Origin of the sequence: Corynebacterium epidermidicanis (genome assembly GCF_001021025.1) — a bacterium.
GTDB lineage: Bacteria > Actinomycetota > Actinomycetes > Mycobacteriales > Mycobacteriaceae > Corynebacterium > Corynebacterium epidermidicanis.
In genome coordinates, this window is the sequence record NZ_CP011541.1 from 584399 (window position 1) to 609139 (window position 24741).

The 24741-nt window shown below is 55.0% G+C and carries 22 protein-coding genes and 1 pseudogene; 6 read left to right on the top strand and 17 right to left on the bottom strand.

Annotation, left to right across the window (positions count from 1 at the left end):
* Window positions 1-214 precede the first annotated feature (214 nt).
* The 6 genes from CEPID_RS02755 to CEPID_RS02780 form a co-directional block, all read right to left on the bottom strand.
* Entirely contained in the window at window positions 215-1426 is a 1212-nt protein-coding gene (locus CEPID_RS02755; RefSeq protein WP_047239662.1) for an MFS transporter, read from the bottom strand.
* Window positions 1426-2169: a cytochrome P450 gene (locus CEPID_RS02760; protein WP_158408015.1), complete on the bottom strand. Its 744-nt coding sequence runs from the start codon at window positions 2167-2169 to the stop codon at window positions 1426-1428. The genes CEPID_RS02755 and CEPID_RS02760 overlap by 1 nt, the downstream gene beginning before the upstream one ends.
* 1317 nt (window positions 2170-3486) lie before the next feature.
* The gene (locus CEPID_RS02765; RefSeq protein WP_047239664.1) at window positions 3487-3894 is read right to left on the bottom strand and encodes a DUF1707 SHOCT-like domain-containing protein; all 408 of its coding nucleotides are present in this window, start codon (window positions 3892-3894) and stop codon (window positions 3487-3489) included.
* Between the two features lie 18 nt (window positions 3895-3912).
* Window positions 3913-4695 carry a DUF1963 domain-containing protein gene (locus CEPID_RS02770; RefSeq protein ID WP_047239665.1) on the bottom strand — a complete coding sequence of 261 codons (783 nt, stop codon included), beginning with the start codon at window positions 4693-4695 and terminating at the stop codon, window positions 3913-3915.
* A 79-nt stretch (window positions 4696-4774) separates the two neighbouring features.
* A complete protein-coding gene (locus CEPID_RS02775) occupies window positions 4775-6556 on the bottom strand; it encodes an acetyl/propionyl/methylcrotonyl-CoA carboxylase subunit alpha (RefSeq protein WP_047239666.1) in 1782 nt (593 codons plus the stop codon).
* A 175-nt stretch (window positions 6557-6731) separates the two neighbouring features.
* Window positions 6732-7610 carry a sulfurtransferase gene (locus CEPID_RS02780; RefSeq protein WP_047239667.1) on the bottom strand — a complete coding sequence of 293 codons (879 nt, stop codon included), beginning with the start codon at window positions 7608-7610 and terminating at the stop codon, window positions 6732-6734.
* 201 nt (window positions 7611-7811) lie between these two features.
* Between CEPID_RS02780 and CEPID_RS02785 the strand changes: the two genes are divergently transcribed.
* Window positions 7812-8867 (top strand): Cj0069 family protein, encoded by a 1056-nt coding sequence (locus CEPID_RS02785; RefSeq protein ID WP_047239668.1) that lies wholly within the window; start codon window positions 7812-7814, stop codon window positions 8865-8867.
* A gap of 37 nt (window positions 8868-8904) precedes the next feature.
* Here CEPID_RS02785 and CEPID_RS02790 read toward each other — a convergent pair whose 3' ends face one another.
* From CEPID_RS02790 to CEPID_RS02835, 10 genes and pseudogenes are all read right to left on the bottom strand, one after another.
* Window positions 8905-9174: a hypothetical protein gene (locus CEPID_RS02790; protein WP_047239669.1), complete on the bottom strand. Its 270-nt coding sequence runs from the start codon at window positions 9172-9174 to the stop codon at window positions 8905-8907.
* Between the two features lie 374 nt (window positions 9175-9548).
* Complete coding sequence (locus CEPID_RS02795) at window positions 9549-9842, bottom strand: hypothetical protein (RefSeq protein WP_047239670.1); 294 nt, start codon at window positions 9840-9842, stop codon at window positions 9549-9551.
* A gap of 3 nt (window positions 9843-9845) precedes the next feature.
* Window positions 9846-11063 carry an inorganic phosphate transporter gene (locus CEPID_RS02800; protein WP_047239671.1) on the bottom strand — a complete coding sequence of 406 codons (1218 nt, stop codon included), beginning with the start codon at window positions 11061-11063 and terminating at the stop codon, window positions 9846-9848.
* Window positions 11064-11179: 116 nt separating this feature from the next.
* A complete protein-coding gene (locus CEPID_RS02805) occupies window positions 11180-12151 on the bottom strand; it encodes a lactate/malate family dehydrogenase (RefSeq protein WP_047239672.1) in 972 nt (323 codons plus the stop codon).
* 42 nt (window positions 12152-12193) lie between these two features.
* Window positions 12194-14135 (bottom strand): annotated as a pseudogene (locus CEPID_RS02810) (OPT family oligopeptide transporter).
* A 120-nt stretch (window positions 14136-14255) separates the two neighbouring features.
* Complete coding sequence (locus CEPID_RS02815; protein WP_083984346.1) at window positions 14256-14621, bottom strand: DUF3151 domain-containing protein; 366 nt, start codon at window positions 14619-14621, stop codon at window positions 14256-14258.
* Between the two features lie 10 nt (window positions 14622-14631).
* A complete protein-coding gene (locus CEPID_RS02820; protein ID WP_047241298.1) occupies window positions 14632-15228 on the bottom strand; it encodes a Maf family protein in 597 nt (198 codons plus the stop codon).
* Between the two features lie 23 nt (window positions 15229-15251).
* Window positions 15252-15458: an acyl-CoA carboxylase subunit epsilon gene (locus CEPID_RS02825; protein ID WP_047239674.1), complete on the bottom strand. Its 207-nt coding sequence runs from the start codon at window positions 15456-15458 to the stop codon at window positions 15252-15254.
* Between the two features lie 8 nt (window positions 15459-15466).
* On the bottom strand, window positions 15467-17092 hold the full coding sequence (locus CEPID_RS02830) for an acyl-CoA carboxylase subunit beta (protein ID WP_047239675.1): 1626 nt from the start codon (window positions 17090-17092) through the stop codon (window positions 15467-15469).
* Window positions 17093-17240: 148 nt separating this feature from the next.
* Entirely contained in the window at window positions 17241-18839 is a 1599-nt protein-coding gene (locus CEPID_RS02835; RefSeq protein ID WP_047239676.1) for an acyl-CoA carboxylase subunit beta, read from the bottom strand.
* Window positions 18840-19133: 294 nt separating this feature from the next.
* On the opposite strand from CEPID_RS02835, the gene CEPID_RS02840 reads away from it, so the two are divergent.
* Window positions 19134-19901: a biotin--[acetyl-CoA-carboxylase] ligase gene (locus tag CEPID_RS02840; protein ID WP_047239677.1), complete on the top strand. Its 768-nt coding sequence runs from the start codon at window positions 19134-19136 to the stop codon at window positions 19899-19901.
* The gene (locus CEPID_RS02845; protein WP_047239678.1) at window positions 19901-20380 is read left to right on the top strand and encodes a PH domain-containing protein; all 480 of its coding nucleotides are present in this window, start codon (window positions 19901-19903) and stop codon (window positions 20378-20380) included. The genes CEPID_RS02840 and CEPID_RS02845 overlap by 1 nt, the downstream gene beginning before the upstream one ends.
* A 158-nt stretch (window positions 20381-20538) precedes the next feature.
* On the opposite strand, the gene CEPID_RS02850 is transcribed toward CEPID_RS02845, so the two are convergent.
* Entirely contained in the window at window positions 20539-20847 is a 309-nt protein-coding gene (locus CEPID_RS02850; RefSeq protein ID WP_047239679.1) for a hypothetical protein, read from the bottom strand.
* A 1404-nt stretch (window positions 20848-22251) separates the two neighbouring features.
* On the opposite strand from CEPID_RS02850, the gene CEPID_RS12815 reads away from it, so the two are divergent.
* The 3 genes from CEPID_RS12815 (at window position 22252) to CEPID_RS02860 (ending at window position 24604) form a co-directional block, all read left to right on the top strand.
* On the top strand, window positions 22252-22572 hold the full coding sequence (locus tag CEPID_RS12815; RefSeq protein ID WP_083984347.1) for a transposase: 321 nt from the start codon (window positions 22252-22254) through the stop codon (window positions 22570-22572).
* Between the two features lie 340 nt (window positions 22573-22912).
* Complete coding sequence (locus CEPID_RS13085; protein WP_144413427.1) at window positions 22913-23104, top strand: hypothetical protein; 192 nt, start codon at window positions 22913-22915, stop codon at window positions 23102-23104.
* 291 nt (window positions 23105-23395) lie between these two features.
* A complete protein-coding gene (locus tag CEPID_RS02860; protein WP_047239680.1) occupies window positions 23396-24604 on the top strand; it encodes an IS110 family RNA-guided transposase in 1209 nt (402 codons plus the stop codon).
* Window positions 24605-24741 lie beyond the last annotated feature (137 nt).

Genomic DNA, 24741 nt, shown 5'->3' on the forward strand with positions numbered 1-24741 from the left:
CGACTGTACAATCAGAACAATTAATAGCACTCGAAGGCGTATAAATACAAAACAAAACCGGCTTTTAAAATAACTGGTTTCCCGCACTCATATGCAGTGGAAAAAGCAATGCATTACTTGATTCACTATTCCGACAAACACTGAAAACGAACTTGAAAACTGAAAGTGTGGCGAGCGGCATATCAGTACCCTCAAACCGATATGACCATGCAGCCTAGGATACGCGCATTGAAAATCCTTTGTAGAAAACGAAGAATAGAGCTAAAAGACACGAGCACGCCCACAAAGTCAATGGAATCATAAATCCAGCATGGTCAACAAGTAATCCACTAAACATTGTGCCGATAGGAACCACAGACATTGATAGCGCTCTAAGGGTGCCGAAGGTTACGCCCGCGTTGGATTTATCCACGTACCGCGAAATAGCATCGGTAGATACTATATTTACAATTACGACCCCGACCGTCCAGGAAAAACCCGCGAACATTGCAATGAAAAGTACTGGCAAGGAGAAATGTAAAGCCAATAGATAAGTTACTGGTGATAATAATTCGGCGAAAATGCACATAAAAATTAAGTGAATGTAGTGGAAAAGTGTGATCAGGCGTGGCGCCACTAATGCTGTGACAAGACCCCACGCGCTGCACCAAAGTGTGAGAAACGTAAATTGACTCGGGGGCAGTGAGAAATGTCTGAGGAGCAGCAAAGAGGCTGTTAGATCTCCCATTGCCAAGCCGAAATTTGTTATTATCATTACGGCGACTGCTATCGAAAGCTGTGGGGATTTTGAAATAATGCGAAAACCCTGGGTGAAGTTCGATCTATTCGTCGTTTTGCGAGTTTGAACACCGATATCTCCTGTATGCAAATTCCACAATGGTAAAGCGGTTAGAAAACCCAGAAATGCCGCGAAAATGACAAACTGAAGGACCAGGGAATAATGATTTCCGTGAATTGAAAACATTAAAATAAGCGGGCTTAAAATGCGCGCAACTTGATCACCTGACGCGATAAGAGAGGCGAGCGAAGTTTTAGAAATATCATCTGGAAGCGATATGGAAGCAACAAGCTGTGAGTTATTTAAAAATACTGCAATGACTCCGATAAGAGCCTCGTAAATAAATATTGAATGAAAGCTCAGTCCAAAAACTGTGAAAGAAAAGAAAAACAACACGAAAAGAACTAGTTTGGTAAATAGCAACAGCATTAAACTTGTACCAATATTAAGCCTGTCGGCCACTAGACCGGCGAAAATGTTGAGCGATAGAAATATTGCCAAACTGCTGACATTGAGTATGGCAAGCTGTGTTCCTGAAAAGTTGAGTTGATTTATGCAAATCAGCTCAAGTGTCAAGGTGAAAAGTTGGCCAGCAAAGCCATCTAACACGTTGGATAGCAACAAAGGCAGTCGCTTGTTACTTGACATTAGTGAGGCTCCTGCCTGCTTTTTGCATGTAATGTACCTCTAGGGCAGGACCGGAATGTGCCGTAAATCTCCATTGCGAAAACATCTTTCTCAAAGTTTAGATCGTATGTAGAGTTGACATATTTGAGTGCGTAACTCAAGAATGTTATGGCTGGCGCTCGCGCCGGGCAAGGCGAAGGGGCGAAGCCAAAGCTAAAAAGCTGAGACTTCTTTGTGCTTGAAATATTCCATCTATCGGGAAGGAAATTCTCCGGCTCGATCCATAGCTTATCGGACAAATGAATTGCGGGAAGGAGGGCGATTATTCGACTTCCTTCAGTGAAGATTTTGTCTCCAAATTTAATCTCACTGCAGAGTGTTCGATCTAGCCTCCAAATGGGATTATACTTTCGAAGTATTTCATAGACATAATAATGATCTATGGGAAAAATTTTTCCATAATTGCACAGTGACAACAGCCCCCATTCAAGCGTGCATCCAGTGAAGCCCACTACGGAAAGAATAAGCCTTTGGAATATTTCCGCCTGCTGATCTGGTTGAAGTTCGAGCCTTTGACAGATCTCAAATATAGACGCTGGATTGGCAGCGTTATCCAAAGTCCTAACTCTAAACTGGTCGCTTAAGTATCGTCGAGTTTCAAGAATGACTGTTTGGTTTTTATGTTTCTTTGACCTACATTCCTCCTGGACAATGGAATTGTGAAGATAGTTATGCATAACTTGCCGAAAGTTCTTATCGGTCATTGGGCTCAGTATGGAGTTAAAAAATTCATACGTGATTACATAGCCAATTTCCTGCGTTTGAACTTTCGTGTTTTGAAATAGCCGGTCCAGGGTCTCGGTTAAAAGTTGACCGTTGTCTCGAAGATGATTTTCTAAAAGTGTTCGCAATGACTTGGAGAGGTAGATTCTTTTCGATTTGTCGAGCGGTATAGAGCCGAGTCTATAGAAACCTGAATCCTCGATTGTCTTTCGGCCTCCATGCCGGATGACCAAGTCTATTAAATCTTGATTTGTGGTAACGAAAAGATTTGGAAGAATTTCTGCCGTACGCCCCTCCGGCATTTTCAAGTACATGCGATTGACCCAGCGTGTTCCTAAGAACTGCAAGATGTTGTGCGCCGACATGTATGTCCTCGTGGTAAATGGTCCTTGATTCCCTTAGTGTTAAATTGTATCCTAGGTCACAACCACATTGTGTCTTTCGACACACTTAATCCGTGTGGTTAATCAATGTCTTGAGTGGGAAGGAGGGGAAATGGCGCTCGTACGTCGAATCAGAACTGTCTTTGCAAGTATCTTTGATGGTTCCGGATACAAGAATCAGTATGGTGGAACGTAGGGTTCCGCCGGTGAGATGGGGGTGCGTGTCCACTTCTCGAGATGTGCACCCCCTCAAGGTCAAAGTGTTCCTCTGCTGGCATGAGTTGATCTCCTCGAATCTTAATCCGTTGTCCAGCTAAGGTCTGTTTTACTCAAAATAGGTCGCTGTTTCATGCGAATTTAGCTTTTTGACAACTGTATTGTTGCGTTCGTTACAGCATCGTGTTTGAGGCGGTGTTTAAACATAGGTGGACCGGTAAGAGGGTGGATACAACTCGGACAACGTTTCGTAATCGACCTGCCGGCATTCTAAGAGCAGGACTATGTGTGCCCCTTGAAATGAGTCATGGGAACGATCGCCAGTAATTCGATTCGTTCGAATTTCTAGGTATGTTGGGATCGTAATAGGTCACGCGCGATTTGATCGATGTTCGCGTCTGTTCCGGGCAGTTCCGTTCTGTAATGCTCGGGATGAAATCGTGTGTTTTGTCGTTGGAATAATGAATTCCGAAGCTGTCGTATTGCGGTGGTTTCCTGTGTGATCGATGTCTTCCGGTAGAAGCGTAGGGCGGAAAAATAACATAGTCTTCATCGGATCCTAAAACCCGAACTAGGAGTTTGTGTGACTCTTGGGCTTAGCGACGCCACGCTATTGGCCGCCTGCGCCAGGGCCGGGGCATCGTTGTCGCGAAGTGGGCGGGCGTAGAATCGTCCGCCGTTGACGTCCATAGGTTCCTTTCAGTTTCCGATCTGTTTGTAGCTGATTTTGGGCTGGTAGAGCGACTCGGGGTCGATTTTCAGGATGAACGGCGGCACGAAGAGGCTGTCACCATGAGCGCCACAAAACCGGCGAAACTGCTTGCCATGAGTCCAGCGATCGGGATGAGGCAGGACATTGAACGCCAGATTGCCGAATCGTTTTTGTAGACCAGAGGTGCGGTGGGTGTGGATCATGAGGTCGTCTGGGATATCGCGTAGCAGAGTATCGATGTCGCCCTGGTTACGGGCGTGTCCTGCGAGTTCTGCTCTACGATCAAATTCGATCAGCGGGAGATGCCTGGACTGCACTGCGCTCTTTAGTTTGCGCAGGGCATATTCACGTTCGTAATCGCCAATCAGGTAGCTGTGCCGCTCGATGTCCGTCACGACAACCAATATGCCCCATCAGAAACAGGAATAATAGACTCGAGCGGTGGAAAAACCTCGGTCTTTGATGAACACCTGCAGGCTCCCGCAGTCGCCCAGCCAGGCGAAATGTGGGTCGTAGTCAATCTGGAATAGCAGCTGCTCTGCCTCCGGGGGTGCGTCGAAATCGGTTTGAATCAGGCAAGGGAATCCGCCGATTTGGATGCCACCCTGCGCGGACTGCTCATGAATCGCTAGGTATTCTTTCCGCGCTGCATCTCTTAGGTATTCCAGGATTTCTGCACGCCCAGGCACATTGGAATCGATGTCCTCGTCCAATTGGGGGAGTTGCTGTATTACCTGCCCCGGGGTGAGACGCAGTCCGAAACAGGGGTTGAGCAACGCGCATTTCTGGAGGGTAAAGGCTATCCCGGATTCGCCATGTCTCATTGGGTAGCGCTCGGGCTGTACGTCTTCGGAGCGGAACGTGGTGCCGTCGAAAAGCAAGGGCTCGGCAGGATCGTCATAGGTAGGCCAGTAATCAATGTGGCAAAACGGGGGTCCGTAGCTGCCGTAACCCTCGGCGAACGGCAGGAAGATTTGCAGCAGGCCGGTAGTGGGGAGGTCGAGTACCTGGGGGAGCTCCCCGAGGTTGAGCTGGGCCAAAAGGTACATGTTGGCTGGCCACGGTGCGCCGATCGGGCGGTAAGGTGCACCGCCGAGCTTGGTGTCGGTCAGGCCGGCGCGGGGAAGCTCGGGTTGGCTAAAGTCGGCTTCGACCTCGAAAGAGAGCGCGGGGCGGGTGAATTGTGCGAAATTCATGGCTGAGAGACGCGAAATGCCTTTGAGATGGTCCAAATCTTTACGGGATGAGGCATCTCAAAGGCAATCGGTGGAGGGGTTACTTGATCTCCATCAAGACTGCGCCCTTGGTTACGCCTTCGCCCGCAGCAGCGGACAGGCCGGTGACAACACCGGACTTGTGTGCCTTGACTGGGTTTTCCATCTTCATGGCTTCGAGGACCACGACGGTGTCACCTTCGGCGACTTCCTGGCCTTCTTCGACGTTGACCTTGATGACAGTACCCTGCATCGGTGCAGCTACCGCGTCGCCGGAGACAGCTGCCTTAGCGCCACCAGCGCGACGCTTCTTGGCTTTCTTCTTTGCGCCACCTGCGGCACCACCGCCGAGGGCGAGGTCGCCAGGGAGAGCGATCTCCACGCGACGGCCGTCGATCTCGACGACGACCTTCTGGGCTGGGGTAGCTTCTTCGTCTTCTTCCACGTCAGCTGGATCGACGTAGGCAGGGATTGGGTTGTCCCACTCTTCTTCAATCCACTTAGTGTAGACGTCGAATTTTTCCCCGTCGCCCACGAAAGCAGGGTTCTCGACGATGTGGCGGTGGAATGGCAGGACAGTCGGCATGCCTTCGACGACGTATTCGTCCAGTGCGCGGGCGGCACGCTGCAGCGCCTCGTCACGGGTCTCACCGAAGACGATCAGCTTCGCGAGCATGGAGTCGAACTGGCCACCGATGACGGATCCCTCGACGATGCCCGAGTCCATGCGGACACCTGGGCCAGCTGGCTCGATGTACTTGGTGACCTTGCCTGGCGCAGGCATGAAGTTGTTGCCAGCGTCTTCGCCGTTGATGCGGAACTCGAAAGCGTGGCCGCGTGGGGTCGGGTCTTCCTTGATGTGGAGTTCCTTGCCCTCTGCGATGCGGAACTGCTCGCGGACCAGGTCCAGGCCGGTGGTGACCTCGGTGACCGGGTGTTCCACCTGCAGACGGGTGTTGACCTCGAGGAAGGAGATCAGTCCGTCAGAACCAACCAGGTACTCAACGGTACCCGCGCCGTAGTAGCCGGCTTCCTTACAGATAGCCTTTGCGGATTCGTGTAGGCGAGTGCGCTGGTCATCGGTGAGGAATGGGGCTGGGGCTTCTTCGACGAGCTTCTGGAAGCGACGCTGCAGGGAGCAGTCACGGGTACCTGCGACAACAACATTGCCGTGCATGTCGGCGATAACCTGGCACTCGACGTGGCGTGCCTTGTCCAGGTAACGCTCCACGAAGCACTCGCCACGGCCGAAAGCTGCGACAGCTTCACGGGTAGCAGATTCGTAGAGGTCAGCGACCTCTTCCATCTTGTAAGCGACCTTCATGCCACGGCCACCGCCACCGAAGGCTGCCTTGATGGCGATTGGCAGGCCGTGCTCTTCCGCGAACGCAACTACCTCAGAAGCATCCTTAACTGGCTCCTTAGTGCCAGGGGCCATTGGAGCGTTGGCCTTGAGTGCGATGTGGCGAGCGGTGACCTTGTCACCGAGGTCGCGAATCGACTGCGGAGATGGCCCGATCCAGATCAGACCGGCATTGATGACGGCTTCTGCGAAGTCACCGTTCTCGGACAGGAAGCCGTAGCCTGGGTGAATGGCATCGGCGCCGGACTTCTTAGCGGCGTCCAGAATCTTGTCGAAGACCAGGTAGGACTCGGCAGAGTTTTGACCGCCCAGGGCGAAAGCCTCATCAGCCATTCCGACGAAAGGTGCGTCGGCATCGGGTTCCGCGTACACAGCAACGCTCTTGATCCCGGCGTCACGAGCTGCGCGAATGACGCGCACAGCGATCTCACCACGGTTAGCAATCAGTACCTTGGTGATTTTCTTGGTTTCGACGGTCAAGTCAAACCCCTCCTGGTTGTGAATGTTGTACTCTCGCTTAAATTTTGTGCCGCTTCCCACAAATGAGAAAAGGGGTGCAGCGCATGACACTTATTGTTACATAGATAACCCGGGTGAAACCCGAAAATATTGGGAAGTTTGCCAAGCTGCACCCCCATGCGGGAGTGAAAAAGTCCTAAACGATGTTCAGTTTGCCGGGCTGTTCGCCGGCGACGACGGGCATTTTCACCATGTTGCCCCACTCCAACCAGGAGCCGTCGTAATTGCGGACATCGCTAAATCCGAGCAGGTACTTCAGCACGAACCACATGTGTGCCGAGCGGTCGCCTAACTGGCAGTAAACCGCGGTGGATTTTCCGGGGTCTAGCATGGTGAATTGCTGGTCAAGCTCGGATCGGGATCGGAAGTAGCTATTGGCCATCACAGTGGTGTGCCATGGCACATTGACAGCTCCTGGGATGTGGCCGCTGCGGCGGACAGTGAATGGGGAAGTGGAGCTCAAACCCATATATTCTTCGAGCCGACGGACGTCGACAAGCTGCGCCGGGCTGCCAGGGGTGATTTCGTCCACAAAAATACGTGTCGCGGTGACATTCGGGGTTGGGACTGGGTAGTTGGTGGAAGGAAGTTGGGGAACGTCGTAAGAGGTGTCGCGTTCCTCGGCCATCCAGGCGTCGCGACCGCCGTCGAGAAGGCGCACATCGGCGTGGCCGTAAAGTTCGAAGACCCAGAAGGTGTAGGCGGCCCACCAGTTAGATTTGTCACCGTAAATGACTACGGTGTCGTCTGGCGCGATGCCCTTGGAGTTCATGAGGTTTGCGAAGCCTTCGGGGGAAATAAACTCGCGGGTGACGAGGTCGGAAAGGTCCTTGTGCCAGTCGATGCGCTGCGCGGTGGGGATGTGTCCGATGTCGTAGAGCAGGGAATCTTCGTCGGATTCGATGACTTTAAGCCCGGGCGTGCCCAGTTTTGCCGAAAGCCACTGTGCTGAGACGAGGCGCTCCGGGCGGGCATAATCGGCGAACTTTGGATGCGGATCTACAGGTACTCCCACGGTGTTTCCTTCTTATTCATTAGTGGCTTCTGCTCTGCTTACTTCTCTCAACAATAGTGCCCAATTGAACACCGCGTTGGGAGATTGTGTCCTTGCGCACCTTTGGAACTTTTAATGGTGCAGGGTCACGCATACAAAAGTATGGTTTTAAATGTTGGATCTAACGATGCCTGGTTGCAGGCGGACTAAAGGAGAAAATTAATGAAGAAGGCAATCGTCGTTTTCGAGGTTGAAGGTGGCTCCGACAAGAGCTTCGATGGGCACCGCAAGGACACCATGCCGATTGTCAACGCCATCAAGGAACAGGGCTGGAACGCTGAAGTTGTTTACTACCGCCCAGAGTGGTCCGAGAAGATCTTCGACTATGTCACCGAAAACTTCGACGCATACATCTCCCGCGTCAACCCAGGCAGCATCCCTGGTGGCGAAAAGGGCTACTTTGAGCTGCTGACCAAGCTGTCCAGGGAAGCTGGCCTTGTCGGCATGTCCACCCCAGAAGAGATGATGGCCTACGGTGCGAAAGATGCGCTAGTTAAGCTCAACGACACTTCCCTCGTTCCTGCCGACACCGCGGCATACTACGACGTTGAAACCTTCCACAACACCTTCCCAACCTCGCTGTCCTACGGCGAGCGCGTGCTGAAGCAGAACCGTGGCTCCACCGGTGAAGGCATCTGGCGCGTCCAGGTCGAAGACAAGTCCATCGAACTGGTCCCGGGCACCCCGCTGCCACTGGATACCAAGCTCAAGTGCACCGAGGCTGTGGACAACCACACTGAGATCCGCGAACTCGGCGAGTTCATGGACTTCTGCGACCAGTACATCATCGGCGACAACGGCATGCTCGTGGACATGCGCTTCATGCCACGCATCGTTGAAGGCGAAATCCGCATCCTCCTCGTTGGTCCACACCCAATCTTCGTGGTGCACAAGAAGCCAGCAGCTGGTGGCGACAACTTCTCCGCAACCCTGTTCTCCGGCGCGAAGTACACCTACGACAAGCCGGAGGCTTGGCAGCCGCTCATCGACATGTTCGCTGAGGCTCGCCCGGTTATCGCTGAAAAGCTCGGTGGCGACAACATTCCACTGATCTGGACCGCTGACTTCATGCTTGCCGACGGCGAAAACGGCGAAGACACCTATGTCCTCGGTGAGATCAACTGTTCCTGCGTCGGCTTCACCTCGGAGCTCGACATGGGCATCCAAGAGATGGTCGCCAAGGAAGCGATCTCTCGCGTCGAAAAGAAGTTTGCTTAAGTTGCCGGTGGCTTGGTCGCCATTGGTGGCGCTGAGGCTAGCTAGCGTGGAGTAAGCCGAAACTGAGGAGCAATTCCTCGGTATCCATTAACTCCTGGGCGGTAGCGGGTTGTCCCGTTACCGCCATAAACATTTCTGCGACTTCCTGCGGAGTTGCGGGCACGGAATCTGTGCAAATGAGGTGTTCGGCAACGGTGGCCGCAATGTTTACTGGTTCTGCGGGTGCTAGTACGTCTAATGCGGTGTGGGTGTTTCCGCTGCGGAAAGTATGTGACAGCGCATTGAAGAAAGTGCTGATTGACCTCATGGTTAACTCCTTTCGGGAACTAGAGTACGGACAGAATGTAGCTGTCCGTGATTGATGGGTAAGGACCCATTGTATGCCAAAGCCCGCTAAATCGGCAAGGTTTAATTTGTTTTTAGTTAACCTGTTGTTAACTTTTGAGGGCTGGGTTACCTCTTTAGGGGCGGGGCGCAAACTTGACCACACCGTAGCGGTGTTAGTGGTGGTGTTTTAGGCGTTACGGTGCGTTGAAGCTCGGGGCAGTTGGGGCGGTTGGGGTTGTTGTGGGTGGTGCCAGTTCATCGAGGGGCGGTCGTTTGGGTCCGCGCTACTAGTGCACCTTTGGCCACCCTGCAAGGAGCTAAACACAGGGCTCACCCGACGCAACCTTCTAGGAGTTAGTGCTTGCTGGACAAGCCTGGGAATAGGTTCCAACCGAAGAAATGGTTTAAGGAATCTTTTGCGATCCAGACGATGGCGATAGCGATAATCCCAGCTAGAACGGCGTAGACGGTCCAGCCGAGGACTTTCATCTGGGTGGAGGCGTCGGTGTCTCCGATGATTACGCCGTGTTCGTCGCGGATGGGGTCACCGGTCATGCAGCGCATCCCCAGAGCGAACAAGAACGGAATCCCTGCGCCAAAAGCGAGCGCGAGGAGAGCTACGTGGAAAATCGACGTTGCGATAGCCATTTGTTAAGCCTCCTGAGCGAGTGGCTTGATTACTGGTTTCATCGAAGAATCTACGGATTCGGCGTCGGCATCCCAATCGTCGTTGACGTTGGAGGCGTCCACAGGGTTCATGCGAGCACGCACCAAAATCACGGCAACCATGGCAATCAGTAGGATAAGGTCGACGATTGCGCCGGCGGTGATGTTCGACATCGCTGTCACCCCGTGCGCCAGCCACCAGGAAGCAAAGCCGACGGCGGCAGCACACGGCAGGGTGATCAACCAAGCGGCCACCATGCGCATTGCGACACCCCAGCGAACGTTAGCGCCCTTCTTGCCCAAGCCTGTGCCAAGGATCGAGCCGGTGGAGACGTGCGTCGTCGATAAGGCCATGCCACCCACAGCAGAGGTGAGGATGATCGCGGCGGAAGAGGACTCGGCAGCCATGCCCTGCGGAGACTCAATTTCCACCAGGCCCTTGCCCAAGGTGCGGATCACGCGCCAGCCGCCCGACAAGGTGCCGGCGGCGATGGCTACCGCACATGCCACGATCACCCAGGTCGGGATGTGCTGCGTGCTTTGTGCCTCGCCGGCCGCAACCAATGCCAGGAAGATGACGCCCATGGTCTTTTGCGCATCTCCAGCTCCGTGGGCCAAGGAGACGAGGCACGCGGTGACGATCTGGCCGTGGCGGAAATGCTCGTTCTTGATCTTGTTGGGGATCGTGTTGGTAACCCAATAGACCAAGAAGGTTCCGCAAGCAGACACCAGCGCCGCAATGAAAGGCGAAACAATCGCCGGGATAATGATCTTCCCAGCGATCGAAGACCAGGCCACGCCACTAGTGCCCATGGCTGCGAACGCTGCACCAATGAGTCCGCCGAACAACGCGTGCGAGGACGAAGAAGGCATGCCCAAGAGCCAGGTGAAGAGATTCCAAAAAATACCACCGATCAAGCCAGTGAACACTACCATGAGTAGTGCTTCGCCGTCGGCAATGTTGCTGACATCGTAGGAGTTGAGATTCACGATGCCTTTGGCCACAGTCGCGGCCACGTTCACGGACAAAAAGGCACCAATCAGGTTGAGGAGCGCCGAAATCGCCACTGCGTTGAAGGGCTTCAGCGCGCCCGTGGCGATGGACGTAGCCATCGCGTTAGCGGTGTCGTGAAAGCCGTTGGTGAAGTCAAACGCCAAAGCAGTAACGACGACGATAGCCAGGATGATGAGGGTTGCAGTCACTTAACTGTCCTAATCGCGGTGTGCAAGGAATAACCAAGGAATAGCCAAGGAATATCCAAGTAGGAAACTTTTCCGATCTAGACCTTACGCCCCGAAATGCCCGCAAACCACTTTGGTTAAAACTGCACGTCAGCGGCCTTCATGGCGTCTTGGATTGCGGCGACGGTGCGTCGTAAAGCTTGGCTTTCCCACTCGTCGAGGGTGAGCTCGAAGCGGCGTTGCGCACCACCTGCGCCAATGAGGGTCGGGAGGGAGAGTGCGACAGTGCCGTCGTAGCCGTACTCGCCGCGCAGGGTGGTGCAAGTGGGGAAGATGGTGCGCTCGTCGAGGAGGATGGCGCGGGCCATTGCGACGGCAGAAGCAGCCACGCCAGCGTTCGTCCAGCCCTTCGAGCCAAAAACTTCGTAGGCGGCATTGACGACGGCGGTCGCTAGCTCCGCGGGATCAAAGTGCACGCCGAAAACGCGCTCGATCTCCGCAGGTCCCATGCCAGCGACCGTGAGGTGTGACAGGGCCGGAAACGCGGAGAGTCCGTGTTCGCCCAGCATGTAGCCCTCAACCGACAGCGGTGACACTCCTAGGCGATCCGCCACGATCCGGCGCAGCCGTGCGGAATCCAACATGGTGCCGGTGCCGAAGATCTTGCCGGCCGGGTAGTCGAACTCATTCTCGGCGATGTAGACCATTGTGTCCAACGGGTTCGTGATGAGGATGATCACGGCATCGCGGGTGTGGCGGGTAATTCCCGCCATGACCTCCCGGATCACCTGCGCGTTATGGGGCGCCAGTGCCGCGCGGTCTGGCTTCGCATCCGGGTCATTGGGATCCGGAATCATCGAAGGGCCGGCGGCCACGATAATGACATCAGCGCCCACGCAATCGGCATAAGTGCCGGCGCGGACGCTGGTGCTGGAGAGGGTGTGCAGGCCGGTGGCCTGGTGTTGGTCGAGGGCCTCGCCATGTGCCACGTCGTGCTCGGAATCAATGGTGATGATTTCGCCGAAGAGATTCATCTTCATGGCGTCGGCAAGCACGTAAGAACCTACGTGCCCGACACCGCATACGACGAGCTTATGTGGGTTTGGCATGGTCTTCCTCTCCATCAAACGGTGCTGGTTAGACCAATAACCTTACGCCTGTTGCTTGTTATGAATCTTCTTTAGCCAGGAGTACAAGCCAGCGATGATCGCGACGAAGATAGCCAAGCCGATCCACTGGGCGCTGGACTCGAAGGACTCGCCAACGATCGCGAGCGGGGCTTCCTTGCCCGAGCCGGCGATGATGCTCGCGTTCAAAACACCAAACAAGGACTCGCCGACGATAAGCCCGGTGGCGAGCAAGGTACCCAAGCGCTCGGCTTTTTCAGTTGGAGCCCACTTGTTGTAGAGATAGCCAAGCAGGGCGCCGATCGGGATGATCAGCGTGAGGCTGACCGGCAGGTACATGCCCATACCGACGGCCAATGGAGGCAAGTGCAGTTTCGAGGTGGTGCGGGAAAGGACTTCGTCGATCATGATGACCACAGCGCCGATTAGCGCGCCTAGACCGACCAAGTTCCAATCCAAAGAGTCGCCGAAAATGCCTTGCGCCACAGAGGACAACAGCGCCGCCTGCGGTGCCGCCAAGGCATTGTCGCCTGCGCCTGGAGCTCCCTGGAAGCCGAAGGAGGTCATCATCAGCTGCAGCACTGGCGGGATGATTGCAGAGCCGAAGAGCACACCGAAGATAAGCGCGACCTGCTGCTTCCACGGGGTAGCGCCGACCAAGCTGGCCGGTCTTGAGGTCCTGGAGATTGTCGTTGGAAATCGTAGCGATACCGAAGACCACCGCTGCGGTAAACAGCGTGTAGGCCAGAAGCGCCTTTGGATCCACACCGGCATCGTGGGACGTCACGAGCTTGATGAGCAGCGCCGCCGAAATTACCACGATGATGCCCACACCAGAAATTGGCGAGTTTGACGCACCGATCAAACCGGCCATGTAGCCACAGATCGAGGCCACAATCAGACCCACAGCCAGCACGTACACGATCGACAGGGTGATGAGGCCACCAGTGTGATGGGTGATCGAGGTGCCCTGTACGAATAGCCACAACAGGATGCCCACGGGCACCATCGAAGCAAGGGTAACGCCCGCGACCACGTTGAATGGGATATCCCGCTCGGTCAGCTCAACTTCGCCGCCACTTTGGCGGGTACGTGAGGAAGCCAGGGATTCCCTCATGCCCTTTATGATTGGGCCGATGATCTTCAGCAATGTCCATATGGCAGCCACAGCCATGGCACCTGCGCCGATGAAGCGGATGTCTTGGGAGAAGGTGGAGGAAACATACTTCGCTAGCTTCATGCCCTCAGGGATGTCACCTGAGGTGTGCATCGGCAGCAAGATGCCGTAGGAAATGATGAGGCCTACGATCATGGCGACACCGACGCCCAGGCCGACGAGGTGCCCGACGCCGATCAGCGCCAAGGACATCGAAGAGCCGAGCATGGTGTAGCCGGGGCCGAACTTGAACACGGTAGACAGCTCGGAAGCTGCGACTTTCAACGCGGTGAGCAAGGCGTAGCCCGCCGATGCCAGGGCACCCCAGAGGATGACATGCAAGCCTTCCTTGTTGTCTTCCGCTGAGCCGTGATCATCGCCAACCTTGAGCACCTCGGCTGCTGCGACGCCTTCAGGGAAAGGCAGATCAGAACCTGTTACCAGCGCGCGCCTCAGCGGGATGGAGTACATCACGCCGAGAATGCCACCGATGGCACACACCGCCGCGGTGGTGAGGTAGCTGAATCCGCTCCACCAACCGATCATGACCAGGCCAGGGAGGACGAAGATGATGGCGGAGAGCGTACCGGCGGCCGAGGCAACGGTCTGTACGATGTTGTTTTCCTGGATCGTGTGGCCGGAAAACTTTCGCAGGACCGCCATGGAAATCACGGCGGCGGGGATTGAGGTGGCGAAGGTCAAGCCCACCTTCAAACCGAGGTAAACATTTGCTGCAGTAAAAACTAGGGTGATAAGTCCGCCGATGATGACGGCGCGAGTAGTTAATTCTCGCTGGGGAGTTTGCTTCACAGCACCAGTTCCTCTCTTCCGGGTGGCTTCATCAAGAAAGCCTCACTCGGAAAATGGACTAGGGACTTCCCAGACGAATGGTCTAAAAAAATTTCGGAAAGTAGACTACTCCACACAGTGTTAAGTAAGTAACTCTGCTACGCAATCTGGGTCACAGTCCGAAAGGAGCGCCCGGCAGCGGTCGTATTCGGATTCTTCGTCGATTGCGCGGGCTGCCAGCGCCAATTGAGCGATAGAACGCAACACACCACGGTTTGGCTCGTGTGACCACGGAACCGGGCCGAAACCTTTCCAACCATTACCGCGCAAGGCATCGAGCCCACGATGGTAGCCCGTGCGAGCGAACGCATAACGGACCAGCGGATCGGTGGCGCCTTCGGCCAACAGGGCCCAGGCCAGGGGATTTGCCGGATTCTTCATTGCATCCGGCTCGCCCATTTCCGGAAGATGAACGGGAGGGGGAGCGAGCATGTCGTTGATTTTCATAACAGCTAGCCTAGTGCGGCGACCAAAACTCTGAGACATCGTAGCCAAATGAATATAATGCTCGGCGCAACAGAGGTAATGAAAGCCCAATCACTGAAGTTTGATCGCCGGAAATGGAGTCGATGAACCAGCCGCCGAGCGCCTCGAGTGTGAACGCACCCGCGCATTCCAGCGGCTCGCCGGAATGAGCGTAAGCGCTGATGTCACGGTCGGAGACGTCCGCGAAGCGGATTTCCGTGCGGATGGTCTCGGAGTAAGTTCCGTGCGGGCTGATGAGGTAATGCCCGGTGAGTAATTCGGCGGTGCGACCACGCTGAGCGTGCCAGCGTGCGATTGCCTTTTCGACGGTGTGTGGTTTGCCTTGGAGAACCCCATCCAGTAGCAGCATGGAGTCACATCCGATGAGAACGTCATCGGGAAAGCGTGTTGCCTGGGACTGGGCTTTGGCTTGGGCAAGCGCGGCCACAATATCTGCTGGCTCCGCGCCGGCCATCTGAACAGCGATAGCGTCTTCGTCGACGTCTGCAGGGGAGATGACTGGATTGATCCCGGCATTTTCCAGGATCATTTTTCGAGAGGGAGAGGCGGAGGCCAAGACAATACGCATGGCCTCCACGCTACCGGGATTTTCTAGTAGAAGCTCACGTTGTGGAACGCGTTTGGGTTGTACATCGTCGGGCGTCGGAGACGCTCAGCGATGCTGCCCCAGCGGTTGGTAGGCTTCGGCTTCTCTGGCTCGCCACCCGACATCGAGGCGAACAGCACGGTGAGTGCTGCGACCTGTGCGTCGGTGGGGTTGCCCTTGAGGACCTTGAGAAATGGTTTTTTGTCTTCCATGAAAGTCCTTACAGTGGGATGTTGCCGTGCTTCTTAGCCGGCACGTTGACAACCTTGCGGTCAAGCAGGCGCAGGCCTTCGATGATCTGGCCGCGAGTTTCGGATGGTGGGATGACGGCGTCGACATAGCCGCGCTCGGCAGCCATGTATGGATTGACGAGGGTCTCCTCATATTCCTTTTCATATTCCTTCATCAGCGCAGCTACGTCCTTGCCCTCTGCAGCGGCAGCCTTGAGTTCCTTGCGGTAGATGAAGCCGACGGCGCCGGATGCGCCCATGACGGCGATCTGCGCGGTTGGCCAAGCCAGCACGATGTCTGCACCCATGTCCTTGGAGCCCATCACGCAGTATGCGCCACCGTAAGACTTACGAGTGATGACGGTGATCTTGCCGACAGTCGCCTCGGAGTAGGCGTAGAGGAGTTTCGCACCACGGCGGATGATGCCGTCGTACTCCTGGTTGGTGCCTGGAAGGAAGCCTGGCACGTCGACGAACTCGATGATCGGTACGTTGAAGGCATCGCAGGTGCGGACGAAGCGCGCAGCCTTTTCAGCAGCCTTGATGTCGAGGCAGCCAGCGAACTGCATTGGCTGGTTAGCGACAATACCGACGGAGCGACCTTCAACTCGGCCGAAACCGATGATGATGTTCTCCGCGTAGTGCTCCTGGATTTCGAAGAAGTCGCCGTCGTCGACAATGCGGGTGATGACATCCTTCATGTCGTATGGCTGGTTCGGAGAATCCGGGATGATGGTGTCCAGCTCGAGGTCGGTGTCGTTGATGTTGTCCTGGATGGAGCCGACCATGATGTCGGCTTCCATGCGTGGGGCCTCATCACGGTTGTTCAGTGGCAGGTAGCCGACGAGCTCGCGAACCCAGTCCAGGGCATCGGCGTCGTCTGCGCCGGTGTAGTGCGAGGTGCCCGAGGTGGACATGTGCGTGTGTGCGCCACCGAGTTCTTCCTGGGTGACTTCTTCGCCGGTGACGGTCTTGATGACGTCTGGGCCGGTGATAAACATCTTGGAGGTCTTGTCCACCATGATGATGAAGTCCGTAAGCGCTGGGGAGTACACGTGCCCACCTGCGCAGGCGCCCATAATGAGGGAGATCTGCGGGATAACGCCAGAAGCTTGGACGTTGCGGTAGAAGATCTTCGAGTACATGCCCAGGGAGACGACACCTTCCTGGATACGAGCGCCAGCGCCCTCGTTAATGCCGATGAGAGGCACGCCGGTCTTGATCGCCAGATCCATGATCTTGACGATCTTCTCGCCATAAACTTCACCGAGCGCGCCACCGAAGACTGCGCCGTCCTGGGAGAAGACACAGACCTTGCGGCCGTCGATGGTGCCGTAACCGGTAACCACACCGTCGGTAACTGGACGCTTGGCATCCAGGCCGAAGTTCTTGGAGCGGTGGCGGGCAAGGGCATCGATTTCGACGAAGGAGCCTTCGTCGAGCAGGTATTCGATGCGTTCGCGGGCGGTCTTCTTACCGGCCTCGTGCACCTTCTCTACAGAAGCTTCACCCATAGGGGCCTGAGTTTCCGCGATGCGGGCACGAAGATCGGCAAGCTTTCCAGCGGTCGTGGTCAAATCAGGCGCGTCGGCGCCGGTGTTCATAGCGGCAGTCATGGAAGTTAGTTTAAGGGCTAGCGCTTGCTTTGTTCACAGAGTGGGCATTTCTTTCGGGTCAACGCCCGAAATTGGTGGTGACAGGCCACGCTTATGGGGGTAGATGTGTCCTGTCAGCTTATCGACGGCGCGTAGTGACCAGTGTCATCTACAAAGGAATGTTGCCGTGCTTGCGGGCCGGACGGGAAACATTCTTGTCCTTCAGCAGGCGCAGATTGCGGATAATCTGCGGGCGCGTCTCGGAGGGGAGGATGACGGCGTCGATAAGCCCGCGTTCGGCAGCAAGATATGGCGTGAGCATGAAGTCCTCGTACTCGCGCTCGAAGGAACGTACGAGCTCCACCACGTCAACCCCATGTGCGTGGGCATCCTTGATCTCTTTGCGGTAGATGAATCCCACGGCGCCCGCGGCGCCCATGACGGCGATCTGGGCGGTCGGCCACGCCAAGTTGACGTCAGCGCCAAGCCCCTTCGAACCCATGACGCAGTATGCGCCACCGTAAGCCTTGCGTATCGTGACGGTGATCTTGGGGACGGTTGCTTCGCCATAAGCGTAGAGCAGTTTAGCGCCACGGCGGAGGATACCGTCGTATTCCTGGCCGGCGCCGGGGAGGAAACCGGGGACGTCGACCAGCATGACGATCGGGATGTTGAAGGCATCGCAGGTGCGGACGAAGCGGGCGGCCTTTTCGGAGGCATTGATGTCGAGGCAGCCGGCGAAGTGCATCGGCTGGTTGGCGACGAATCCGACCGATTGGCCGTCGACGTGCCCAAAGGCGATAACGACGTTTTCGGCGCGGTCGGCCTGCACTTCGAAGAAGTCGCCATCGTCGGTGAGTGCGGAGATGACATCGCGCACGTCATAGGGGACGGTTGGCGAGTCAGGGATGATATGGTCGAGAGCGAGATCGTCCACAGTTTCTTCGAGTGGTGCCGTGTCCTGGACGGGGGCGAAAGTGCGGTTATTCGAAGGCAGGTAGGCCACGAGGTCTTGCACCCATTCGAGTGCTTCTTCATCAGTTTGTGCCACGTAGTGGCAGTTTCCGGCGGTAGCCATGTGGGTTGAGGCGCCGCCGAGTTCTTCCTGGGTGATGACCTCGCCGGTCACCGTCTTGATTACATCCGGCCCGGTCACGAACATTTTCGACGTCTTGTCCACCATGACCACAAAGTCGGTGAGCGCAGGGGAGTAGGCATTGCCACCTGCGCAGGCGCCCATAATTACCGAGATCTGCGGGACAACACCCGAGGCATTGACGTTGTGATAAAAGGTCTGCGCGATGAGGTCGAGGGAGACCGCGCCGTCTTGAATGCGGGCGCCAGCACCTTCATAGAGTCCGATGAGTGGGCGGCCGGTAGTGACGGCCAGTTCCATAATCTTGATCATCTTCTCGCCATACACCTCGCCGAGGGCGCCACCCATGATGGTGCCGTCCTGAGAAAACACGCATACCTCGCGTCCGTCGATGGTGCCCCAGCCGGTGACGATGCCATCAGTGACCGGGCGCTTGGTGTACATCCCGAAGTCATGGGTGCGGTGTCGCGCGAGCTGGTCGTACTCTACGAAAGAATTTTCGTCGAGGAGGAAGTCGAGGCGTTCGCGGGCGGTAAGTCGACCTTCGCGTTCCTTGGATACGGTCAATGCTTCCTGACGACGTGCCTTGAGATCGTTGATCTTGTCGGCGGTGCTGGCGTGCGCTGCGGTCACTGGTTCCTGCAGGCGTGGCAAAGGTGAGGAAATGGTCATGTTCGGGGATTCTATGTTCCTTTTTGGTTAGTTTCCACTAAGAAACAAAAGTAGTTGAGGTTTGTCTCATGTTTTGCCTGGTCAGCTAATAAAAGAAATTTGCGTCACACGGCGTGTCTCTATGCTTCATTGGGGAACCGCGTAGGGATCTGTTCCGGATTTTAAATTCCTACGCCAATCCTTCATCACGACCTGCAGTTTTGATTAAAAATCGCGTAGCGATTTGAATCGCAAGTCAGATCCCTATCGCGCACCCGTATCCGTTCCTTAAGGAGACGGTAGAATCCTGCAATTATGAGAACGCCTTTGGATGCTGAGAAGCTCCGCGCCCTGCCGCTACCTCGCATTGACTACACCCCGGAAACCGGATCCACCAACGCTGACCTGGTGCAAGCTGCACTCAAAGGTGCGCCGGAGTGGACTGCAGCCGTCACTGATTTCCAAAGCGCCGGCAGGGGACGACATGGCCGCGTGTGGACTGCGCCGCCAATGTCGCAGGCCACTCTCTCCATCCTGATCCGTCCTTCCGTCGAAGCCGTCGACCGGCTGGGAACAATGCCGTTGGTGACAGGCTTGGCGCTTATCGACGTCCTTTCCAGCGACTACGATGTCGCGCTGAAATGGCCCAATGACGTGCTGATCAATGGTCGCAAGGTCTGCGGCATCCTCGCTGAGGTGGCACAGTTCCAGCCGAGCCCAGCAATTGTGATCGGTCTGGGCGTGAATGTGTCATTGACTGAGGAAGAACTACCGGTGCCACACGCTATTTCCTTGGAAATGGTGGGGTCTGAGGTAGATCGAACTCAGCTCGTCGGAGCGATCCTCCTCGCCTTGAAAAACCGCCTCACGCAGTGGATGAACAATGATCCATCCCTGATGGCGGACTATCGCAAAGTGTGCAGCTCCATTGGTCAGCAGGTCCGCGTACATCTGCCAGGTGACAAGGAACTCCTCGGCGAGTGCGTCGGCGTTGCCGATGATGGCCTCATTCAAGTGAAATCCGAGGATAAGGAAGTGCACGCCATCGCCGCCGGCGATGTGGTTCACCTGAGGTTGCAGTAATGTCCGAGCAGCTGAGATATGACCTCACCGCGCCACTTAAAACGCTGACGTTTCCCGTCATTGAATCACTCTTCTTGACCGCAGTGTGTTGGATGGCGATCGGATGGGTAGATACCCAAGGCATCCCTGACCTGCACAACGGCATTGTTGCGCTGTGGTTCTTTCTGGTGTGCTGGCGGCTACTTCTTCCGATCCTGCGTTCCCGCAGGCAGCGGTTCGCTCTGACCGACCAACGCATTATCGTGCGCGCGCCAAGCTTCGGGGCACGCGAAGACACGATTCCGCTCACCCACGTGCGCCGCGCTTATCGACGCCGTGGCCAGCTCTACCTCGATGTCGCAGGCCGTAGCCAGCCAATGATTTTCCGGGACGTCCCCCGGCCGAAAAAGGTTGCGGAGGAGATTAACTGCCTGGTGGGGGTACGAGGGGTTTCAGCTTGCGGCTATGCCGATAGTGTGATTTCAAGAGCTGGATGCTAATGAGGAGCCAGTGTGGAGTTTCCAAAGGTTCACTCGTGGATTTTCACAACGCTGTCAGCCCGCGTCATGGTTCTTGCCGTGTCATTTCTGCAGGTACGTTTTTCGGCCGACAGTGGCAATGAATCTGGAGCTCGGGGCACGAGTTGGATTGTTCCTAATTACCCAACTTGAAAGATCGTGAAGCTTCGATCTTCCAATACCTCTGAAAACTTTAACTGATGGCTAATATCGGCCCAGGTAGAGTGCCGCGCAATTTCATCTGGAAAATCACGTGAAACTTGGAGAACTAGAGGATCGCCCATCAAACAGTAGGCGCTGAATGAACGAGCATATTCTAACTCGGGCGATGTGGGAAAGCTCCATACATTGTGATCCCAAAAATCATATCCGACAAATCCGGTGAATTCTTCCTTCAGCCTCAACATGATGATGATCTGAACAAAATCACCGGACTGCCGTATTGCCATTGTTTTCGTCTTTGCATGAAGGTTTTAATCCTCCAGCCAACTGAGTTGGTCGTCTATGCACTTGGCGAGAATAGGGATGTCCACGCAATTAGCCCATTTCGCATAAGCTGCATTGCGCCAATCGGGAACCTTTTCTGAATGATAAGGCGGATACCCTTCGCCGATTATCGGGTAGAAGGTTTATATCCGCTTATCAACGTCGCGTTCAGCTCTATCTCGATGCCACAGGCTTTGTCCAGCCGATGATTTTCCGGGACGTCTCTCGACCGAAGAAAGTTGCGGAGTAAATTAATTGCCTTGTAGGGTAGGGGGTGTTCCTATATAGGTTGTCAACTCCGTGGGTGAGATTGTTGGGGGTGTGAAGGACTTTTGCTTTACTTCGGCGTGTTGTTTCCGGGCACGCTGAGGAGCCGACTGGGCAGTTTCTGACGGCGACACTGACAACATCGCAGTAATCATCGCGCATTGCGACATTTGTAGGGCACGTTTCCTTCGAGTATTAGATGGTGGAGACAGGGACTTCGGGATTCCGCCAGTCTCATATTTCTACAGTTCCTGGTTTTGTGGAATAGAACAAGTCGCGATCGAATGACTGAACCATTCCGATTGACCACGGTCCCTGTAGCGATCCCGAAATATTTCCGGTTCTTTCTGGTTTCTCGCCAGTTTGTGAAAAGATTTCAACGTCGCCATTTTTGCTACTTAACCCGCAAACCTTCCCTTTGAGAGCGATATAGACGAAAATATTTCTGTTGGTAGCTTGATTTGATGCTCGTTTCGAGAAAGTTCGGCAAGTTTCCATTGAGGTCCAGCTATGTCCAATCGGAATGTGAATGTAGTAAGGCGATAGCTGTTTTCCGTTCCTGGAATCTTTTCAGGACGAGTGAGTGCGAATTCGCCATTGGACAAATATGCCATCCAGCAACTGGTGATGTCGGGGTAAATGGATCGAAACCAGCTGGCCACTCAAGGTCGTGTTTATCTCCTGAAACATTGATCCCCATAATACGAAAAACATGACAACTCCGTGAATGTTGCCTGTGTGCAAATATAAAGTGTTGGGGTGAAAACTGCTTGGTTACGAGAAAAGTCTTTCAGAAAAAAAAGGGGTGGACTGAAGTCTGGAGGACCAGGCAGACCGGGTAGCTGAATCCGGCATATAATTCAAAGAAGCATATGTTTTCGAAAATGAGCCCACTCGGGTCAGTCTTGGCTCGGTCAATTCCCGTTCATTCCGGTCACCGTGAGCCAACAACAATTGTAGCTGAGACATTCGATGCCCTGAAAGCTCATTCCGTCAGCGTCCCAGGTAATGCAGCAGCTGAGCTAGTTGTCCCGCAATTGGCGGAGAATATCAAAGCACTGCAATAGCGGCGGCACACCATTGCTGAATAAGTTGAAAAGATGCTTGATGACTTCCCTCTTTGCAAGGTCTTGATGAGTGTTCCTGGAGTCGGCATCAAAACCGCAGCACAGATCCTGCTAGCGATCGGCGATGGCTCCGACTCTGAAATGCTGGCCCTTAGGGTCGCCGATGCAGAGATTGCGCCAGTAACCAGAAGATCTGGCACATCCATCAGAGGGAAAATGCCCAGCGAAGTCTGGCAACAAGCAACTAAAAACGAAAAGGTCTATTCAGCTTTTCAGCGATACGTAGTCACGAGCCGTCACGGCGCTATTGTGCGCACAAACGAGCAGAAGGCAAGCGCCAGAATGCAGCTGTAAGCTGCTTGGCGCGACGTCGATGCAACGTTATTTTTGCGCAGCCGAAAAACAACGAGTTCTTCCGGGATATCCCCCACAAGACCAATCGCAGCCTGAGAAAACGGCACTAGTCTACTAGCCAAAGTTAGTCGACCAGTTGGTCTGCCCGAAAGTACCCCCAGCGTTGTAAATAACACGCGAGATAAAAACTTGACAAAAATATGGGGAGACCTCGCTAAAGTCTGACCCTAAGCCGAATTGAGCCTAAGAAAGCGCCTGCACCATTCTAGCGTTTGGTGTACCGACGACGAACGCCGTCCTGTTAGGTTAAGCAGCTTTAAGGACAAAATGTAGCTGGCAAGTGAATAAGTCGACCATTTCGATGGATGTGGTGAAAATAGGGCCCCTAATCGTTGACATTCGTGAACTCCAGGTCGGAGATACCCCCAACCCCCGGGTACAGAAGCTCGGTTGGCAGGTGGGCAATGAGAGGCCACACAACATGCCCATTACGTTGTTAGCAGTTCCACCTCAGGGCACCGAAGATTCATAGCCTGTCCACCCGATTGGGCGGGCTATGTTTATGTCCGTTCCCGCCATCCGAAAGGACAGTGGAACTAGTCGCTGGCTTCGGTATGGCTTATTCCTGTCCCTGTCTGAAAATGATCCGGGGGTGATGTCGCCGAAGACAGTGACATACTCAAACTGCTAATAGGAACCTGACCCGGCCCAGGCGGCATGAGGTCTCACAGTAATGTGGATGCCAGCGCAAGTATGTCCGACAACCCCAGCGATGAAACCTAAATAACCCAACTTCTAAATCGTCGCTAGGAGGCACACACCCATGGCCTATGACTTCGTCATTGGCATGGACGTCGGCAAATACTTCCACCACGCCTGCGTCCTCGATCCCCAGGGCAGTCAAGTCCTGTCCAAACGCATCAACCAACACAAAGGCTCGCTACGCAAGATCTTCGGCCAATTCCTCGCCGACAACGCCTCGGTCCTTGTCATTGTCGATCAACCCAACAACATCGGCCGGCTGACCGCCGCAGTCGCCCAAGCAATGGGCGCTGAGGTTCGCTACCTCCCTGGGCTTGCGATGCGGCAGCTCTCTCGTGTCCACGTCGGCAACTCCAAGACCGATGTGCGCGACGCCTACGTCATCGCCCATGCCGGTCTTAACCTCCCGGATGCCCTGCGCAGCGTCGACCGAGTCGAGGAAGTCTTCATCCAGCTAAAAGTCCTCAACGGTATCGACGAAGACCTCGCGAGGGCCTACACACGTTTGATTAACCAGATGCGATCCGCGCTCGTGGGAACCCATCCTGCATTCGAACATGTCCTACGCGGACAAATGATTCACCGAAAGTGGATCCTCCACCTACTTGCGAAATACGGTGGTCCCACCAAGATTCGACGCGTCGGTAAAGCTCGCCTAGCAGCCTTCGCACGCAGTCACAGGGCACGCAATCCTGAGCCTGTCATCGATGCCATGCTTGCGGCCATCCACGCACAGACCGTGACCATTGCCGGCGCAGAAGACGCCGAACTTGGCGTAGCAATGTCCGCCAAAGATGCACTGGCCAAGCTAGAACATCGCAAGGAAATCGAGGCCCAAGTACTCGAGCTCATTCAGGACATTCCTCAAACCGAGATTCTTTTGTCCATGCCCGGCATCGGCCCGCGTAGTGCGGCACAGATCCTCATGACTGTTGGCGATATGTCCGACTTCCCTGATGCAGCGCACCTAGCGTCCTATGCAGGCCTGTCGCCGCGGACGAATCAGTCGGGAACGTCCATCATGTCGAATTCACCCAACCGGGCCGGCAACAAAAAATTAAAGAACGCCCTATGTCAATCGTCTTTTGCATCGATCAGATTCCACGAGCGTTCCCGGCAATTCTATGAACGAAAACGCAAAGAAGGCAAAAGGCACAACGCCGCAGTCGTTGCACTCGCACGCCGACGTCTTAACGTCCTCTTCGCCATGATGCGTAGCGGCGAGTGCTACCGAGACATCTCCATAGTCCAGGAGACCGCAGCAGCCTAGAATCCACAAACCTCGCCTCAAGCCGATTGCGCAGGAAGCCCAGTCGGCCCCTCAGCGTGCCCGAAAACAACATCGCCGAAGTAAAACAGAAGCCATTCACACCCCCAACAATCTCACCCACGGAGTTGACAACCTGT